This is a genomic window from Desulfobacula sp., assembly GCF_030145145.1.
GTDB lineage: Bacteria > Desulfobacterota > Desulfobacteria > Desulfobacterales > Desulfobacteraceae > Desulfobacula.
In genome coordinates, this window is sequence record NZ_JAQYWD010000012.1 from 1 (window position 1) to 16,148 (window position 16,148).

Genomic DNA, 16,148 nt, shown 5'->3' on the forward strand with positions numbered 1-16,148 from the left:
TGACAAAGGAAGCTATGAAAAAAATAGAAAACACTATCTGGCGGATAGAAGGAATTGGGAAATGGGCAGTTGATATACTGTGCTATGATGAATAAAATGGCCGATTTAATTTTGACTCATTGCCTAACTCAACTTTCGGGATTCAGATTCATAAAGACAAAAAAAGCATAACAAATTGAAATTATATTAAAAAATAGTTGAAGAGCTCAGACATTTGATATAATATGGATTTGCGAAAAATACAATAATATCAGACAGTAAGGGCTCAAATTATTCATAACAATATTGACACAGAAGCACAAGCGGACATTCAAATTCTTGGTAAAATTGATGATTTTTTTGACCAATTTAAAATTGCTACTTCCCTACATCAATGTGGCGTTCGAAAACGGCATGGGCATATTGTACGCTCCTTGATTATTGCCATTTTCACATTGCCTTTTGTGGGGAAGAATTTTTTCAGAGGCATTGCGATTAACGATAGTTTAGCATTTGGTAAAGACGTTGCAATTCCGGAGCAATTCCGGGGACAGTAAATTCCGGGGACAGTATATTAAATTCCAATCGGGTAGCTGGCAATTTTAATCCCACAGCCTCCGCAGCACACTGCATGCTGACCCGCACAGGTCGAAAAATTGTACTTGCTAAGCAATGAAAACAAAATAAACTGAACATAATCATGCTTTTTCTGGTATTGCTCTAAAATTCCGGAAATTCCGGGTAGAGTAGAGCACTGATTCAGCAGGTTTCTTCCGGCTCTTTTATTTAACGCCTTGCCGCACGCGGCTACTACGTGCTCCGGATTCCTTATCTTTCCTCAGTGCTCCCTCATCAAACCGTGCATACGGTTTTCCCGTACACGGCTTTCCGATGTTCTTCATTGTACAAAAATTCTGGGAGTAAAATTCTGGGGACAGAATTCTGGGTAAATTCTGGGGACAGTAAAATTCTGGGGACAGAAATTCTGGGGACAGTATATTAAATTCCAATCGGATTGCCAGGGGTTTTAATCCCACAGCCTCCGCAACATACTGCCTGCGGACCCGCACAGGTCGAAAAATTGTACTTGTTAAAATGATTCACCTTTTTTACAAAAATTCTACCACAAAAACCGAGATTTTTTTTACTGGAAAGTGTGGAATGCAGTGAACGATAAGCTGTGTGACAACAAAACCAGGTCCATTACCAGCGATAGATTGGACCCCCCACATTAAAATGCAAATAATCTCTGTAGGATTGAAATAACGTCCAACTGGGCTCGTGAATCTATCGTGCCAAGTTTTTTTAATAAGTCGTGCCTTATCTATTGTGCGTATTTGATCTATAACAATTTGGCCACGTTTCTTTCTAAAAGTACAGGAAACAAGGGTGGGGTATTCTTTTTGGGCAGGGGTCATGGGAGCTATAATCACTGTCCGAATGTTACGATTCATTTCATCCGGTGAAATAACCAGACACGGCCTTGTTTTTTGAATCTCCGACCCGATAGTAGGATCAAGGGTTACCAAAAAAATGTCAAAACGGCTCACTACCATTACCATTCTTCTTCATCCCACGGGTGCGGAATGGTTTCGTCAATGATTGGTACATCATCACCTATTTCGGCCATAATTTTAAACGCTGCCTCCCAACCCTCCCGAAGATTTTTAACAGGTCGAATGATTATTTGATTTTTTCCAACCTCAATTTCAACATCATCCAAAATCCCCGTTTGCTCAAGAATAGGCTTTGGCATACGCAATCCTTGGGAATTACCAATTTTTATTACACGTGCCCTCATTACATGTATGCCTTAAAATCTTCCAGGGAAGTGTCAAAGTCGTCAGACATTTTAATCAATCCTTTTGCTGAGCCAAACTCGCGTTGTTTTTTATTTTTTGATATGCCGACGATTTTGGCAATCGGTAAACCCTGTTTTGTTATGATAATAGTCTCGTCAATGCTCTGTTCAAGAATTTGTGGCAAGCTCTGTTTCAGCTGGTTAATATCTATATTTTTCATTGTATATCCCCATGTTTAATTATTTTGCATCATCCATTGAATTGACTAAATCCGATCTTACTCTTTCCTTTTTTTAAGATCATAACACTCGTCCGAGAATAGAAAAACTATAAAATCAGTGAGTTTTTATTTTGTTTCTGTTTATAGAAACATTTTTCTTGACACCCGATTTCATTTGGGTTAATTTATCGCAAACAATAAAGAACACAAGGGCTATGACAAAAGACAATATACATATGAACGAAACAATCAACTGGTGGTGGCAAAGCTGGACCTGGCCCTTGCTGCCGTCAGACTAATCGTTCAATTGACATAAAAGAACCTTAAGGCTGCGGCAGCAACACATTGTCGCAGCCTTTTTGTTGTAAAAGGCTGCATCGTGATACACGCTTGCATGCCTTTTTTTGATTTTAAGGAACCCCAATGATATTACAACAATTTCCGGACAGAGAAACCTTTTTAACTGCTGCCGACACCTGCACGGTCATCCCGGTGTGCACCCGGATCCTGGCGGATACGGAAACACCGGTGTCCATTTTACAAAAATTCTACCACAAAGACAAAGAATGTTTTTTACTGGAAAGTGTGGAAGGTGGTGAACGATGGGCCCGGTATAGTTTTTTAGGGGTGTCTGCCTTTGGCACCATTAAAATTTTCGCCCACCATGTTGAGATCCGGACAAAGAATGACACCCGGCACATTGCCCACCACAATGATCCCCTGGATGTCATCCGGACCGTTTCAAAGGAATTTATTCCGGCTCAAATTCCTGAACTGCCCAGGTTCTGGAGTGGATTTACCGGATACTTCACCTATGAAATGGTGTCATTTTTTGAAGACATTCCCGTGTCTTTGCCCGAAGATATGCCCTATGCCCATTTTATCATTCCCCAGGAAATGATCATTTTTGATAATGTAAAACAGACCCTGACCTGCCTGGAAATGATCTACCTCCAGGCAGGAGATGACCATGATGCCCTGTTTGACCAGGCCCAAACAGACCTTGACCGGATGATCGACACCATTCACCAGCCGTTTGTACCCCAGAAACCTTTGCCTGCCGTGGCGGTTCAACTGGCATCGGAAACACCGGCCCAGGAGTATCTGCAAGGGGTGAAAAAGATTAAAGAGCATATTGTTGAAGGAGATATTTTCCAGGCAGTGTATTCCCAGGCCTTTTCCTGCCATACCCCGGTGGATCCCCTCCAAATCTACCGGGCCCAGCGGTATATCAATCCGTCTCCTTACATGTTTTTTATGAATTTTACGGATATCACCATTGCCGGATCTTCGCCGGAAACCATGGTGAGGCTTGAAAATGATATTGCCACCCTGCGGCCCATTGCCGGCACCCGGCCCCGGGGGAAAACCGAGCAGGATGACCGACGACTGGCCGATGAGCTCTTGAACGATGAAAAGGAACGGGCCGAACACGTCATGCTCATTGATCTGGGTCGAAACGACCTGGGCCGGGTGGCCAAAGCCGGTACCGTCCAGGTCACGGACACCATGGTGATTGAGCGTTACTCCCATGTCATGCACCTGGTGTCCAATATCACCTGTGACATGAAAAAAGATACCGATGCCTATGACCTGTTCAAGGCCACGTTCCCGGCAGGTACACTGTCCGGGGCACCCAAAATCCGAGCCATGGAAATCATTTCCGAACTGGAGACCCCACCCCGAAGAGTTTATGGGGGGGCTGCAGGGTATATCTCCTTTACCGGAAACATGGATTTTGCCATCACCATTCGAACGGCGGTCATGGAAAAAGGCAAACTCACGGTGCAGGCCGGGGCCGGGATTGTGTATGATTCTGACCCGGAAACAGAATTGTTGGAATGTAAAAACAAGGCGAAAAGTGTGGAAATGGCATTAAAACTTGCCCTTGGCAAACCCAGCGGAGGCCGATAAATGTTAGTTGTTGTCATTGATAATTATGATTCATTCACCTTTAACCTGGTTCACCACCTGCTGCATACAGGGGTGGAGGTACAGGTGTTTCGAAACGACAAGATTTCCATTGATGACCTTGGGGCGCTGAAACCGGGCGCCATTGTCATCTCCCCGGGACCCGGCCGGCCCGAAGATGCCGGTATTTCCCTGGATGCTGTCCAGGCGTTTTCCGGCACGGTTCCCATCCTGGGGGTCTGCCTGGGTCACCAGGTCATTGCCCAGCGCTTTGGCGGAACCATCTGCCATGCCCAACAGATCATGCACGGAAAGACCTCGAAGATCACCGCTGACGGGCAGCACATCTATTCGGGCATTAACAAGCCCTTTTCCGTGATGCGATACCATTCCCTGGCCGTGGCAAGAGAGGACCTCCCTGACTGCCTGACCATTACAGCCGCGACACAGGCGGGAGACATCATGGGAATTCGACATAAAACCCACCCCACCCAGGGGGTCCAGTTTCATCCGGAATCTTTCATGACCCCCATGGGCAAACGGTTGATCAGAAATTTTATCAAAGGAGCAAAAACACCATGACCTTTACCCAGAATTTACAAACGATTATTGCCGGACAAAACCTTGACCAGGACAGCAGCGCTGCCATGCTCATGGATATTTTTTCAGGACAGATCACGGATGCCCAGATCGGGGCATACATGGCTGCCCTGGCCACCAAGGGGGAAACCTTTGAAGAACTGGCCGGTGCTGCCAGGGCCATGCGGCGAAAGGCCGTCAAAATCCAGACCCTGTCCCAGAATGCCATTGATATCGTGGGGACCGGCGGGGATGCCACGGGAACTTTCAATATCTCCACCACCACGGCCTTTGTGGTGGCCGGGGCCGGTGTCACGGTTGCCAAGCACGGGAACCGGAGCATATCCAGCCAGTGCGGCAGTGCAGACGTGCTGGAAGAACTGGGGGTGAACCTGGCCACCGACCCTGAAATCGTTGAGGAGGCCATTAATGAAATCGGCATTGGGTTCATGTTTGCCCCCCTGTACCACGGGTCCATGAAATATGCGGGCCAGGCCAGGCAGGACTGCGGTATCCGGAGTATGTTCAACATGCTGGGGCCCCTGACCAACCCGGCAGCGGCCAGTTGCCAGCTGCTGGGAGTATATGCCCCACAATTAACGGAAATGTTTGCCCAGGCCCTGAAATTGTTGAAGGTGAAAAAAGCCTTTGTGGTCCACGGCCACGACGGCATGGACGAAATCACCACCACGGCCCCCACACGGATCTGTGAACTCCATGACGGTCATATCCGGTCCTATGACCTGGACCCGTTGGATTTTTTTGACGATTATGCCGATCCAGAAGACCTGAAAGGCGGGGATGTGCGAACCAATGCCGCCATTACCCGGGCCATCCTCAACCGAGCGACCGGGCCCAAACGGGATATTGTTGTTCTCAACGCAGGGGCAGCCCTGGTGGCCGCACAAATCGCTGACACCATTAAAAGCGGAATTGAACTGGCCGAAGCATCCATTGATTCCGGCCGGGCCCTGGAAAAGCTGGACCTGCTGGTGGGGTATACCCGGGAGAATGGCTGATATGAGAATTGACGGATTTTTAAAAAGTGTACGGGAAAGCACCGCCCTGGCAATCGCGAAAAGCAACGCCATCCTTCCGTTGAATACCCTTCGAAGGGAAGCAGAACAGACCGCACCGCCAGCCAGTTTTTTAACGGCCATGGAAACCAGCCATGCCGGGGACATCGGCATTATTGCCGAAATTAAAAAAGCCTCGCCCTCCCAGGGGGATATCCGGCCGGACCTGGATCCGGCACTGTATGCCCAAGCCTATACCCGGGCCGGGGTGAGGGCGATTTCCGTTCTCACGGAACCCCGATATTTTAAAGGCAGTTTAACTGATCTGGAAACGGTTTGTGCCCATACCGACCTGCCGGTTTTGAGAAAAGACTTTACCATCAGTTCCTACCAGATTTATGAGGCCAAACGAGCCGGGGCTGCTTCCATCCTGCTCATCACCACCCTGTTGTCCAAAGACCAGTTGACGGCATATATCCATCTTTGCCGGGAGCTGGGCCTGGAGCCGCTGGTTGAAGTCACCTCGGAAAAAGAATTTGAAATGGCCCATACCTGTGATGCCCGGGTGGTGGACATGAACAATCGAAACCTTCAAACCCTTAAAACCGATTTGACGATTTCCAAACGCATTGCCGCCATTCTTCCCCCGGGTATCATACCCGTAGAGGCCAGCGGCATCGCCGGCCCGGCTGACATACAAAACGGCCTTGCTGCCGGTATCCATAATTTTCTTGTGGGGGAAAGTATTGTCCGGGCCAATGACACGGAATCGTTTATCAAGGCACTGCGACATGTCCAGTGATCCGGCCGTCATCCCCTGCATGTCCCAAACCAGACCCTGGATCAAGATCTGCGGACTGACAGACCCGGAAAATGCCCTGGGGTGTGCCCGCCTGGGCGCTGATGCCCTGGGGTTTGTGTTTTTTGAACAAAGCCCCCGGAATGTGTCAATAAAAACAGCGGCCCATATCGCAAGTGTCTTGCCGGACCATATCCTGACCATTGGGGTATTTGTGAATGAAACCTATGATACGATCATGGAAACCGTCCATGAGTGCCGGTTAAAGGGGGTTCAATTGCATGGCAATGAACCCCCTGAACTTGTCAACTGCCTGTTAAAAGAAAACCTGTGGGTCATTAAAGCGCTGTTTGCAGCAAAACCCCCTTTTTTAAGCCAGGCCCCCCAATACGAAACCGCTTCCTTTGTATTGGTTGAATATGGAAAAGGCCCCCTGCCCGGCGGGAACGCAGAATCCTGGACCTATGAACACGCCCTTGACGCGGCGACAACCCCACCGGTGGTGATTGCCGGCGGTCTGCATCCTGACAACATCTGCCAGGCCATCCGGGCTGCTCACCCGGCCGGGGTGGATGTCTCCTCCGGTGTTGAAAAAGCCTATGGCATAAAAGATTTAAAAAAGGTCAACGCGTTTATCACCCGGGTTCATAACCAGCAATTCTAACTATGAAACATCAGGATGGGGTCAGGCTTGCTTTATGGCGCTTTTAGCCCCTTCAAGAATCGATTTGTATAAAAAGCACAATAAAACAAGCCTGACCCCTTCACGAAAATACCAAAATGAGAATTGCTGGTCAATAACACCTTCCCTAACCCTTGTACTTAAATGACAACCGCAGATTTGTCCTGAATTGTGCGGGCTTGCCGGCTTCAATTTTAATGTCCAGTTTCTGAACTTCTGCAATCCTTAAATCTTTTAATGACGCTGAAGCCTTTGCAATGGCGCTCGTGGCTGCATCTTCCCAGGATGTCTGGCTTGAACCGACAAGATCAATAATTTTGTAAACACTGTCACTCATAATACCCTCCTGTAATCAATGAAAAAATTAATAAAAAAGCGGGAAAAGAACATCAGATCTTTGAAACGCAGAACAAAATCAAGAAATGGAATAGTATTGATTATATAAAAATATAAACAATTGTCAAACCTATTTTTTCACCATCAGCAATTCTCATTATGGCGATAACCAAACCGGTTCCGGCTGCGCTCAAAACCACAATATGCCTGGGGTCAGGCTTTCTTTATGGCACTTTTTACCCATCGGGTCATGGAATCAGGAAAAAAAGCACCATAAAAAAAAACCCTGCCATTAAAGCTGAAGAGCAGTTGAATCAGTTACGAATCCGAATGGTATTTCCCGGATAAATTTTCGCCGTAGCGGACAGTTGATTCAGTTTTCGCAAGGTTTCAACACTGGTGTTATACTGCTTGCTGATCTGATACAAGGTTTCTCCCTTTTGCACGGTATGCAACAACGCCGATGCCGGCTCTTTTTTTAACGACTTTTTTACCGGTATGACAGGGGGGGGTGTTTGTTTTGGCGGCACTGCCGCAATGGGGTTGCGGTTTATCCGGGATATCTGTTGTTCAATGCTCCCCATTCGTTCGGTGATGGAATCGAATTTCACTGAAAAAGCCGTTTCAAGCCGTGTCATCCGACCCTTCAGCGTGTCCATATCGCCCCGCTCCTTTGCTGCGGCATCATCTGCCGACCCCAGGGACGGTTCCCGGGTTTCAAGGGCGTTTTCCAGTCTGTCCATCCGCTTTTCAAGATCTGCAACCAAGACATTTGACGAATTTTTTTGAAGCGATTCAGATGTTGGACCGGGGGATTTGAAAAAAAGGAAAAATATCACCAGGGTCAATACCAGGGCCCCCACCAGAATCAAGGCAAATTCATTTTTTTTTAACAGCACCGTATCCATCCGTTTCTGGCTGCCCCGGGCTTTGGATGGCTTTTCTTTGCTGATCTTTGGGGTCTTTAGGGGGGATCCGGGTTTTTCTTTGGGGGTCATGGCAACACTCCTGCTTTATTTTTTTTATCCAACGTTCGGTCATTGGCTTTGGTGTTTCATCTGTTCACTTCATATCATTTTAACCGTTATTTTCAACCTGTAAACATAAAAAATGCAGACTTTCAGTGTTGAACAACCGATCCGTTGTATGATAGAGTCCTGGACAATACTTGGGGTGCACACTACTGAGGATGCGGTCATGAACCTTTATGTTAAATTTGTTGTCATTGGTATTTTTGTTGCTTTGTTGGCGTGTTTGAATCCGTTGGTTTTTGCCCAGACACAGGTCTATACCAATAAACTGGGGATGCGGTTTGTCCTCATTCCCCGGGGAAACTTTTTAATGGGAAGCCCGGAATCCGAACCCGGTCGCCAGTGGAATGAGAAGCGCCACCGGGTTGTCCTTTCAAAAGCGTTTTATATGGGAGAAACAGAAGTCACCCAGGGACAATGGAAAAAACTGGTGGGATTTAACCCGTCATCCTTCTCCGCCCTGGGCAAAACCTTTCCAGTGGATACGGTTTCCTGGAACGACTGCATGGAATTTATCCGGGTATTAAACGAATGGGAGGGAACCCAGAAGTATCGTTTGCCAACGGAAGCGGAGTGGGAATATGCGTGTCGGGCAGGCTCCGACGAGGCGTTTGCCGGCGGTCCCATTACCACGGTTTCCTGCAATGACCCCGAACCCGCCCTTTTTAAGATGGCATGGTATTGCTACAATTCAGGACTGACAGATCCCCCCCGGGATTTTAAACCCCATCCTGTCAAAACCCGAGCCCCCAACCGCTGGGGCCTTTACGATATGCACGGCAATGTCCAGGAATGGGTCCTGGATGCCTGCAAGTGGCGTAGTTTCTGGAGAGCCAAGGTCGGTGTTGTCACAACGACTTACACGGATAATATTGTGGACCCCTTGAATAAAACCGGAGACCGCAGAATCATCCGGGGCGGGGGATGGTACCAGACAAGCAAATATCAACGAAGTGCTTACAGAAGTTATTATAAGCCGGGGGTTAAACGAAACAGCCTGGGATTCCGCATTGTCAGGATGCCCTGATGAATCGCCATGCCACCATCCCAAATCCCAGCAGGAAGACATCCCGGACCAGCAGAAAAATGTTTGATGCGGCATGACCCTGACTGGGGATGGAAAAACAGCCGCAATCAAATTGATGACCCCGCAGCAGGTTAAATCCAATGACAAGGATAAACCCGGCAAGCAATGCATTGATGATCAAAAGCGCCGACCGGGGATATACCCCCATAATCAAACTGAACCCGGCCACCAGTTCGATAAAGGGAAGGGTCATGGCCATGAGATTGATACTGGCACCCGGAAAAATCCCATATCCATATATGATCCTGGCAAATCCGGCAGGATCTTCAATCTTATGCCAGCTGGCATAAATAAAGGTGATCCCCAGCACCAGCTTGATGATAAACACAAGCATTGTTGAAACTTCAGTCTTCATTTTTCTCTATTTCATACCCCTTTTCCTGCCATTGCCGGAATCCGCCTGAAAACACCTTGACACTCGTATACCCCAGATTTTTCAACCGCCCGGCAACAGTATGACTGTCGGTGCACTCAATGCTGGCGCAATACACCAGAATGTCAGATGACCGTTGGGTTGACGTTAAGAATTGGGGCAGGGCCTCATCAAACGCCATGAGGGGAAAAGATACGGCATGGGGCAGGTGACCTTGATCATAGATCTCCCCGGGCCTGACATCCAGAATAATCCACTCTTTTTTTTGAACCATCTGGCGGACGACATCCGGATTCAGTATCTCCATGCTGCTGTCCGCATCCCGGGTTGGAACCGCTTTGACCACCCCCTGGTCAGGGTCCCATTGACCCTGCAAGGCCATTCCCGGGGAAAGAAACGAGTGATAGAAAAAGGCCGTTACCAGCGCAAAGGACACCAGCAAAAAGATACCTGTCACGTCTTTTCGGGTCATACAGACAACCGCTGGGCAGCCATTTTTTTCATTGTATCCACCCGGTGTTGCAGAACCAGCAGTTTCACCCATTTTTCAAAAACCTGGGACAGGGGGCTGTCGGGAGAGACGGACGGTTCTTTTTTTTCCATCCTTTTTTCCATCCGGTCTAAACCGGCTCGTGTTTCAATGGACGGTTCCCGGTCGTCCAGAACGGTATACGTTTCCAAGGCCTCTTTAACATATCCCTGGCGCTCATAAAGCTTTGCCAGTTCCAGCGTTTGTATATCCTGTGTCATGGTATTTCCTTTTTCCTGGCGGATTTGTCTTTGAAGATGAGTTCATCTGATTCTGCCATATCATGTTCATGCTTTGCCACATGTTTAATATAATCCATATCGGTTTTCAACCGTTGAATTTCATTTTCCAGGTTTTGATTTTCAAGGTCAATGACCCGTATCTGATCCTGGATGGCCCGTTCCTTACCCCTTAACACCTTATAGTCTAACAGCCCGTTCTTTGAAAAGACAATCAGGCACAAGACTGCCAGGAGAATGACCAGGGAGGCGTAAAGTCCTGTTTTTTCCATGCGTGTCATCTGTTATTCCCGCCCTATCCCTTGTTTCAGCATCTTGAGTTCAGGACTCGACACAAGGCAGTTTACACTCCAATACACCACCATTCCAAAACCGATACAGCCGATCACACCGGCTCCAAACCAAAACCCATTGGCTTTTTCCATCACGATAAGGCCCGCTGCCTGTCGAACAAAAATAAACATTATAGCAGATAAAAAAACGGATCTGCAAGCAGAAACAATGATCTGGGTTTTATCAATCCTCACGATTCCCGGAATATTGACAAACAAAAAAACAAACCCTGCCATGGCAGACAGGGAAACAGACAGGGCAAGCCCCCGGAGCCCCAGACAATCCACCAGCAGCGGACACAGGACCAGGTTCATCCCCATGGCCAGGATGCCGGAATAAAAGGGAATTTTGATACACGACAGGGCATAGTACAAGGTAACAAACAGCCTTACCCCGGTGAAGGCCCACAAGCCTGACACCAGAAAAAACAGGCTGTCTGCTGTCTGTTGAACGGCCAGGTCATTAAAGGCCCCATGGCCGAACAACACGGCAACAATGTTTTCACCCAGGGCCATCAATCCCGCCATTGCCGGGATGGTGATAAACAGCACCAGCTTTACCCCGTTGGAAAATAAAACGGCAATGTCATCCAGTTGCCCCTTCACCGCTTTTCTGGATAACGCGGGTAAAAAAACCGTTGCCGCGGAAACCGCAAAAAGGGCCATGGGAAACTGTACCAGCCGATCGGCATAATAGAGAAATGACACGCTGCCGTCATCCAGGGTTGACGCGAAAAATGAGGCCACCATGATATTGACCTGATAAGATGCCGCCCCGATCATACACGGTATCATTGTTCGAAGGACCGTCACCATTTCCGGTTGAAAAAAAGAAAAAAAAGCGGGATTTAACATGCCCAGGCGAATCATAAAAGGGATCTGGATGGCCAGCTGAAGCACCCCGCCAATGGTCACACCCACGGCCAGTCCCATCACGGGAATTTTAAAATAATGGTCGACAAGCAGGGTAAATACGATCACCACCAGATTAAACACAATGGGGGCACTGGCGGGAACACCAAAATTCCCCACGGCATTTAACACCCCCATGCACAGTGCGGTAATGAGAACCAGCCAGAAATACGGCAGCATCAATTTTAACAATAAAATTGTCAGGTCATATTGAACCGGGTCTGCCCTGAATCCCGGGGCAATGATCTTGATCACCAGCGGGGCAAAAACGATCCCGGCCAATACCACCAGAACACCGGCCAGGGAAAGAAAACAAAAAAAAGAAAACCCTAAAGCAACGGCCCTTGATTTGCCTTTCCGTTCCATTGTCTCAGAAAAAACCGGCACAAAGGACATACTCAAAATCCCTTCGGAAAACAATTTTCGGACCAGGTCAAAGGGTCTGAACGCGACAAAAAACGCATCACTCTGGGAAGATGTCCCAAAACACATGGCAATAAGGGCATCCCGGACAACCCCGAGCACCCGGCTGAAAAACGTTAAACCGCTGAGCAATGCGGTTTTTTTAAATATCTTTCTCACAAGTTTTCCTTGACAAAAACCAATAAACCCTATATGTTATCGAATTTGAAATATGGTAAAAATTTTAAATTTAATCCACTTATATAAGGAGCTATACCAACTTGGCTAACCATAAATCTGCAAAAAAACGGGCTAAACAGAGTCAGGTAAGACGGCTTAGAAACAGATCTGTAAAAACCACGCTCAAAAACCTGGAAAAAAAGGTTCGTGCCGCAAAAGAAGACAATAGTGAGAATAAAGATGAGATCATGAGAAAAACGCAGTCAGCAATTCAAAAAGCCGCTAAAAAAGGCGTTCTCCATAAAAAAACGGCTTCCAGAAAAATTTCACGACTATTCAAATTCATGAACACCTAAAAATTGCATCGTTTGCTTTAGGGTATACCCGTTAAGACAGGATTTACTTGAGTAACCCTGCAAATCCTGTCTTTATTCTTTTCTATTCTTTTCCGGTTAAAAATTGGTCAGCAGTTTACTGACCAGTTTTTCAGCAGTCCTGGTGGCAATTTTAGCGACTGCCTCTCGTTTGTTTTGTTCATCCTCGACCTTGTCTTCAGATACTGTATAGTCTTCATGGGACGTAAAATCCTTGACAGACCAGATCACCTCTCCATCCGTGCGGATCAGTTTCACATCAACGGTGGCCCACGCCCGCCTGCCCACAACAGACTCGGTGGTTGACCGGGACAAGGTTGAAAAGGTGATGGACTTGATGGTGCCTTCCAGCACGACCGTTGCCCGGGACGGGTCAACAACCGTTGTATCGGTCCGTTCAAGGATTTCCTCAATGAATGCATTGGTAAAAGTGATGCCGGCCCCTGTTTCAGAGCTGTTATTTTTCAGAATGGTCACCCCAACCCGTGTCACATCCTGGTGAAGGTATCCGCCCCCTTCAAACTGGTAACCACAGGATGCAAAAAACACAAGTCCGCACACCAGCCCTCCCCATAAAATCCTGTTTAACCGATTCATATCACACCACAATATTCACAAGTGTCTGTTTCTTTATGATGACAATCACCTTTTTGGGAGGTTTGTCCCCCATATGTTTTTTAATCTTTTCATCGGCCAGGGCCATTTCCTTGATCACCGCCTCTTTTGCGCCAACACCCATGGTAAATTTAGATCGAAGTTTCCCGTTGATCTGGACCACCACCAGGACTTCATCGGTTTTAAGCGAGTCTTTTCTGTAATCCGGCCAGGGGTGCTCAAGGATTGAACCGGTCTTACCCAGTCGTTCAAACAGTTCTTCACAAAAGTGCGGAATAATGGGGGACAGCAGCAAAAGGATATTCTCGAGGCTGAACCGGATCACGGTTTTCATCTCAGTGTCTGTTGCCTCGGCATCAATGGCATACATCTCATTTACCAGCTCCATGACCGCGGAGATGGCCGTATTAAAATGAAAACTTTTATCAATATCTTCCGTCACCTTTTGTATGGTCTGGTTTGCCTTGATATAAAGCGCTTTTGCCGGTTCTGAGCTAAGATCGGAAGCTGGGCCGGCAAATGGCTTGGAATCTTCAATTTTTTCCAGCCATTCCAGGACAAGCCGCCACACCCGGTTTACAAATCGATTGCTGCCTTCAACCCCATCCTCACTCCATTCCAGATCCCTTTCCGGAGGCGCCGCAAACAAAGAGAACAACCGGGTCACATCGGCCCCGTATTTTTCAAGCAATTCATTGGGGTCCACAACGTTTTTCTTGGATTTGGACATTTTGATCACCCGTCCCACTGCCACATCCTGGTTGCACCGGGTGCACACAAGATTTCCGTCAGCGGTTTTCACGGCTTCTTCCGGGAAAAGATACCCATGTTCAGGACAGGTCATGGTCTCCTTGCACACCATTCCCTGGGTGAGGAGCCGGGTAAACGGTTCTTTAAAATCGATCATCCCAAGGGTATGCAGCACCCGCATAAAATACCGGGAGTATAATAAATGAAGCACAGCGTGTTCCACCCCACCGATGTACTGGTCCACGGGGGCCCAATACCTTACGGCCTTTGGGTCAAACATGCCGTCATCATACCGGGGAGAACAATATCTTAGATAATACCATGATGATTCAACAAACGTGTCCATGGTATCGGTGTCTCTTTTCGCATCCTGCCTGCCGCATTCAGGGCAGGTCACCGTTGCAAAATACGCAAGGGTCGACAGGGGTGACCCCCCTTTGGCAAGGAGATTCGCCTCTTCAGGAAGTCGGATGGGAAGATCCGCCTCGGGAACCGGAACCACACCACAATCCGGGCAATGGATCACCGGAATCGGTGCGCCCCAGTATCGTTGCCTGGAAATGCCCCAGTCCCTTAATCGATAGGAAATGGTTTTCTTTCCCCGGCCCTTTTGTTCCAGCCAGTCGGTCATGATGTCCATGGCTGCTTTACTGTCCAGCCCATTGAATTCACCGGAATTCACCATGATACCGGCACCGGTGTAGGCTTCAGACATGGTATTTGCATCAAGGGTCTCCCCTTCGGGTTGGACCACGATCCTGATGTCAAGCCCGTATTTCCGGGCAAAATCAAAGTCCCGCTGATCCCCTGCCGGTACCGACATGATGGCGCCGGTCCCATATTCCATCAACACAAAATTGGCTGTATACACGGGAATCTTTTGTTCCGTTGCCGGATTGATACAATATGCACCGGTGAAAACCCCTTCTTTTTCATATTTTTCCAGTCCCTCGGCAGATCTTTCCTGGCGGGAGACCTTTTGAACAAAGGCCGCGACCTCATCTTGCTGTTTGTTCCCCTTTGATAGGCTTTCAACCAGGGGATGCTCCGGGGCAAGGCACATGAAGGTGGCCCCAAAAACGGTGTCCGGCCGTGTGGTAAACACCACGATATCCTCATTTCGGCCATCAATCTTAAATTTCAATTCCGACCCAACGCTTCGACCAATCCAGTTTTTCTGCATGACCGTTACTTTATCCGGCCAACCAGGCAGTTGATCACAATGGACCAGAAGGTCCTGGGCATAATCTGTAATCTTGAAAAACCATTGCCACAGCTTTTTCTGCTGAACCGTCTGGGAGCATCGCCAGCACTTGTCCTGTTCAACCTGTTCATTGGCAAGAACCGTCTGGCATTTCTCACACCAGTTCACATAGGATTCTTTGCGATAGGCCATGCCTTTTTCCAGCATTTTAAGGAAAAGCCATTGCTCCCATTTATAATATTCCGGCCGGCAGGTGGCGATTTCACGGTCCCAATCATAGGAAAATCCCATCTTTTTAAGCTGCACCCGCATGGCGCTGATATTGTCATATGTCCAGGCTGCCGGATGGGTATTGTTATCAATGGCGGCATTTTCAGCGGGCATGCCAAAGGCATCCCACCCCATGGGATGGAGAACGTTAAACCCTTTCATCCGTTTGTACCGGACCACCACATCACCAATGGTATAATTGCGCACATGACCGATATGTATTTTACCGGACGGGTAAGGAAACATCTCGAGCAGGTAATATTTTTCTTTTGAGGGGTCTTCAGTGACCTTAAAAACGTGGTTTTCTTTCCAGTATGCCTGCCATTTAGGTTCTACCAATTCCGGTTGATACCGCTCCTCCATTAGACTTACTCCTTGTGAAAATATCCTGTATAGGGCGTTGCTATTTCATTATTTAAATCTTATTAAATGCCATAATCAACGGTAAATAGCAAGAAGATCGAGGCTGCCCGTTATATTTTTCTTTTCTTGTTTCATTTTTCTTTTTTTGGTATTTTAATCTACT

At 47.8% G+C, this 16,148-nt stretch carries 19 protein-coding genes; 7 read left to right on the forward strand and 12 right to left on the reverse strand.

The features are described 5' to 3' along the window. Positions 1–1,088: 1,088 nt before the first annotated feature. Genes Q1Q15_RS08335 through Q1Q15_RS08345 form a run of 3 tightly spaced genes read right to left on the reverse strand, consistent with a single transcriptional unit; the run spans position 1,089 to position 2,001 of the window. The gene (locus tag Q1Q15_RS08335) at positions 1,089–1,541 is read right to left on the reverse strand and encodes a type II toxin-antitoxin system PemK/MazF family toxin (RefSeq protein WP_300458428.1); all 453 of its coding nucleotides are present in this window, start codon (positions 1,539–1,541) and stop codon (positions 1,089–1,091) included. Continuing rightward, a complete protein-coding gene (locus Q1Q15_RS08340; RefSeq protein WP_300458430.1) occupies positions 1,535–1,780 on the reverse strand; it encodes an AbrB/MazE/SpoVT family DNA-binding domain-containing protein in 246 nt (81 codons plus the stop codon). Before Q1Q15_RS08340 ends, Q1Q15_RS08335 begins: the two co-directional genes overlap by 7 nt. Beyond that, positions 1,780–2,001 (reverse strand): type II toxin-antitoxin system prevent-host-death family antitoxin, encoded by a 222-nt coding sequence (locus Q1Q15_RS08345; RefSeq protein ID WP_300458433.1) that lies wholly within the window; start codon positions 1,999–2,001, stop codon positions 1,780–1,782. Before Q1Q15_RS08345 ends, Q1Q15_RS08340 begins: the two co-directional genes overlap by 1 nt. Positions 2,002–2,424: 423 nt before the next feature. On the opposite strand from Q1Q15_RS08345, the gene trpE reads away from it, so the two are divergent. From trpE to Q1Q15_RS08370, 5 genes are read left to right on the forward strand one after another with little or no spacing between them, the layout of a single operon-like run. After that, complete coding sequence (gene trpE / locus Q1Q15_RS08350; RefSeq protein WP_300458435.1) at positions 2,425–3,915, forward strand: anthranilate synthase component I; 1,491 nt, start codon at positions 2,425–2,427, stop codon at positions 3,913–3,915. After that, on the forward strand, positions 3,916–4,494 hold the full coding sequence (locus Q1Q15_RS08355) for an aminodeoxychorismate/anthranilate synthase component II (RefSeq protein WP_300458437.1): 579 nt from the start codon (positions 3,916–3,918) through the stop codon (positions 4,492–4,494). It abuts the gene before it with no gap. Continuing rightward, a complete protein-coding gene (trpD, locus tag Q1Q15_RS08360; RefSeq protein ID WP_300458439.1) occupies positions 4,491–5,510 on the forward strand; it encodes an anthranilate phosphoribosyltransferase in 1,020 nt (339 codons plus the stop codon). Before Q1Q15_RS08355 ends, trpD begins: the two co-directional genes overlap by 4 nt. After that, positions 5,503–6,309: an indole-3-glycerol phosphate synthase TrpC gene (locus Q1Q15_RS08365; protein ID WP_300458441.1), complete on the forward strand. Its 807-nt coding sequence runs from the start codon at positions 5,503–5,505 to the stop codon at positions 6,307–6,309. The genes trpD and Q1Q15_RS08365 overlap by 8 nt, the downstream gene beginning before the upstream one ends. After that, the gene (locus tag Q1Q15_RS08370) at positions 6,299–6,970 is read left to right on the forward strand and encodes a phosphoribosylanthranilate isomerase (RefSeq protein ID WP_300458443.1); all 672 of its coding nucleotides are present in this window, start codon (positions 6,299–6,301) and stop codon (positions 6,968–6,970) included. The genes Q1Q15_RS08365 and Q1Q15_RS08370 overlap by 11 nt, the downstream gene beginning before the upstream one ends. Before the next feature lie 145 nt (positions 6,971–7,115). Here Q1Q15_RS08370 and Q1Q15_RS08375 read toward each other — a convergent pair whose 3' ends face one another. Together Q1Q15_RS08375 and Q1Q15_RS08380 are read right to left on the reverse strand one after the other, a co-directional pair. Then, positions 7,116–7,325: a dodecin family protein gene (locus Q1Q15_RS08375; protein ID WP_300458444.1), complete on the reverse strand. Its 210-nt coding sequence runs from the start codon at positions 7,323–7,325 to the stop codon at positions 7,116–7,118. 313 nt (positions 7,326–7,638) lie between these two features. Further along, a complete protein-coding gene (locus tag Q1Q15_RS08380; RefSeq protein ID WP_300458446.1) occupies positions 7,639–8,322 on the reverse strand; it encodes a LysM peptidoglycan-binding domain-containing protein in 684 nt (227 codons plus the stop codon). 199 nt (positions 8,323–8,521) lie between these two features. Here Q1Q15_RS08380 and Q1Q15_RS08385 point away from each other — a divergent pair, with 199 nt between their 5' ends. Beyond that, a complete protein-coding gene (locus Q1Q15_RS08385; RefSeq protein WP_300458448.1) occupies positions 8,522–9,382 on the forward strand; it encodes a formylglycine-generating enzyme family protein in 861 nt (286 codons plus the stop codon). Here Q1Q15_RS08385 and Q1Q15_RS08390 read toward each other — a convergent pair. The 5 genes from Q1Q15_RS08390 to murJ are packed head-to-tail and all read right to left on the reverse strand — an operon-like array spanning position 9,369 to position 12,409. Further along, positions 9,369–9,797: a MauE/DoxX family redox-associated membrane protein gene (locus Q1Q15_RS08390; RefSeq protein ID WP_300458449.1), complete on the reverse strand. Its 429-nt coding sequence runs from the start codon at positions 9,795–9,797 to the stop codon at positions 9,369–9,371. The two genes, Q1Q15_RS08385 and Q1Q15_RS08390, sit on opposite strands and share 14 nt — an antisense overlap. Next, positions 9,787–10,287 carry a rhodanese-like domain-containing protein gene (locus Q1Q15_RS08395; RefSeq protein WP_300458451.1) on the reverse strand — a complete coding sequence of 167 codons (501 nt, stop codon included), beginning with the start codon at positions 10,285–10,287 and terminating at the stop codon, positions 9,787–9,789. The genes Q1Q15_RS08390 and Q1Q15_RS08395 overlap by 11 nt, the downstream gene beginning before the upstream one ends. After that, the gene (locus tag Q1Q15_RS08400) at positions 10,284–10,565 is read right to left on the reverse strand and encodes a hypothetical protein (RefSeq protein WP_300458453.1); all 282 of its coding nucleotides are present in this window, start codon (positions 10,563–10,565) and stop codon (positions 10,284–10,286) included. Before Q1Q15_RS08400 ends, Q1Q15_RS08395 begins: the two co-directional genes overlap by 4 nt. Next, positions 10,562–10,864, reverse strand: coding sequence for a septum formation initiator family protein (locus tag Q1Q15_RS08405; RefSeq protein WP_300458455.1), 303 nt, complete (start codon positions 10,862–10,864; stop codon positions 10,562–10,564). Before Q1Q15_RS08405 ends, Q1Q15_RS08400 begins: the two co-directional genes overlap by 4 nt. Positions 10,865–10,867: 3 nt before the next feature. Next, positions 10,868–12,409 carry a murein biosynthesis integral membrane protein MurJ gene (gene murJ / locus Q1Q15_RS08410; RefSeq protein WP_300458456.1) on the reverse strand — a complete coding sequence of 514 codons (1,542 nt, stop codon included), beginning with the start codon at positions 12,407–12,409 and terminating at the stop codon, positions 10,868–10,870. A 101-nt stretch (positions 12,410–12,510) separates the two neighbouring features. Between murJ and rpsT the strand changes: the two genes are divergently transcribed. Next, positions 12,511–12,765, forward strand: coding sequence for a 30S ribosomal protein S20 (rpsT, locus tag Q1Q15_RS08415; RefSeq protein ID WP_300458458.1), 255 nt, complete (start codon positions 12,511–12,513; stop codon positions 12,763–12,765). Positions 12,766–12,861: 96 nt separating this feature from the next. Here rpsT and lptE read toward each other — a convergent pair whose 3' ends face one another. Both lptE and leuS read right to left on the reverse strand, forming a co-directional pair. Beyond that, entirely contained in the window at positions 12,862–13,380 is a 519-nt protein-coding gene (gene lptE, locus Q1Q15_RS08420; RefSeq protein ID WP_300458459.1) for an LPS assembly lipoprotein LptE, read from the reverse strand. 1 nt (position 13,381) lies between these two features. Further along, positions 13,382–15,985: a leucine--tRNA ligase gene (gene leuS, locus Q1Q15_RS08425; protein WP_300458461.1), complete on the reverse strand. Its 2,604-nt coding sequence runs from the start codon at positions 15,983–15,985 to the stop codon at positions 13,382–13,384. Positions 15,986–16,148: the final 163 nt, after the last annotated feature.

Bases quoted from the DNA above. Each gene is read 5' to 3' on its own strand.
- Q1Q15_RS08335 (WP_300458428.1), bottom strand. From the start codon at position 1,541: ATGGTAATGGTAGTGAGCCGTTTTGACATTTTTTTGGTAACCCTTGAT.
- Q1Q15_RS08340 (WP_300458430.1), bottom strand. From the start codon at position 1,780: ATGAGGGCACGTGTAATAAAAATTGGTAATTCCCAAGGATTGCGTATG.
- Q1Q15_RS08345 (WP_300458433.1), bottom strand. From the start codon at position 2,001: ATGAAAAATATAGATATTAACCAGCTGAAACAGAGCTTGCCACAAATT.
- trpE (WP_300458435.1), top strand. From the start codon at position 2,425: ATGATATTACAACAATTTCCGGACAGAGAAACCTTTTTAACTGCTGCC.
- Q1Q15_RS08355 (WP_300458437.1), top strand. From the start codon at position 3,916: ATGTTAGTTGTTGTCATTGATAATTATGATTCATTCACCTTTAACCTG.
- trpD (WP_300458439.1), top strand. From the start codon at position 4,491: ATGACCTTTACCCAGAATTTACAAACGATTATTGCCGGACAAAACCTT.
- Q1Q15_RS08365 (WP_300458441.1), top strand. From the start codon at position 5,503: ATGGCTGATATGAGAATTGACGGATTTTTAAAAAGTGTACGGGAAAGC.
- Q1Q15_RS08370 (WP_300458443.1), top strand. From the start codon at position 6,299: ATGTCCAGTGATCCGGCCGTCATCCCCTGCATGTCCCAAACCAGACCC.
- Q1Q15_RS08375 (WP_300458444.1), bottom strand. From the start codon at position 7,325: ATGAGTGACAGTGTTTACAAAATTATTGATCTTGTCGGTTCAAGCCAG.
- Q1Q15_RS08380 (WP_300458446.1), bottom strand. From the start codon at position 8,322: ATGACCCCCAAAGAAAAACCCGGATCCCCCCTAAAGACCCCAAAGATC.
- Q1Q15_RS08385 (WP_300458448.1), top strand. From the start codon at position 8,522: ATGAACCTTTATGTTAAATTTGTTGTCATTGGTATTTTTGTTGCTTTG.
- Q1Q15_RS08390 (WP_300458449.1), bottom strand. From the start codon at position 9,797: ATGAAGACTGAAGTTTCAACAATGCTTGTGTTTATCATCAAGCTGGTG.
- Q1Q15_RS08395 (WP_300458451.1), bottom strand. From the start codon at position 10,287: ATGACCCGAAAAGACGTGACAGGTATCTTTTTGCTGGTGTCCTTTGCG.
- Q1Q15_RS08400 (WP_300458453.1), bottom strand. From the start codon at position 10,565: ATGACACAGGATATACAAACGCTGGAACTGGCAAAGCTTTATGAGCGC.
- Q1Q15_RS08405 (WP_300458455.1), bottom strand. From the start codon at position 10,864: ATGACACGCATGGAAAAAACAGGACTTTACGCCTCCCTGGTCATTCTC.
- lptE (WP_300458459.1), bottom strand. From the start codon at position 13,380: ATGAATCGGTTAAACAGGATTTTATGGGGAGGGCTGGTGTGCGGACTT.
- leuS (WP_300458461.1), bottom strand. From the start codon at position 15,985: ATGGAGGAGCGGTATCAACCGGAATTGGTAGAACCTAAATGGCAGGCA.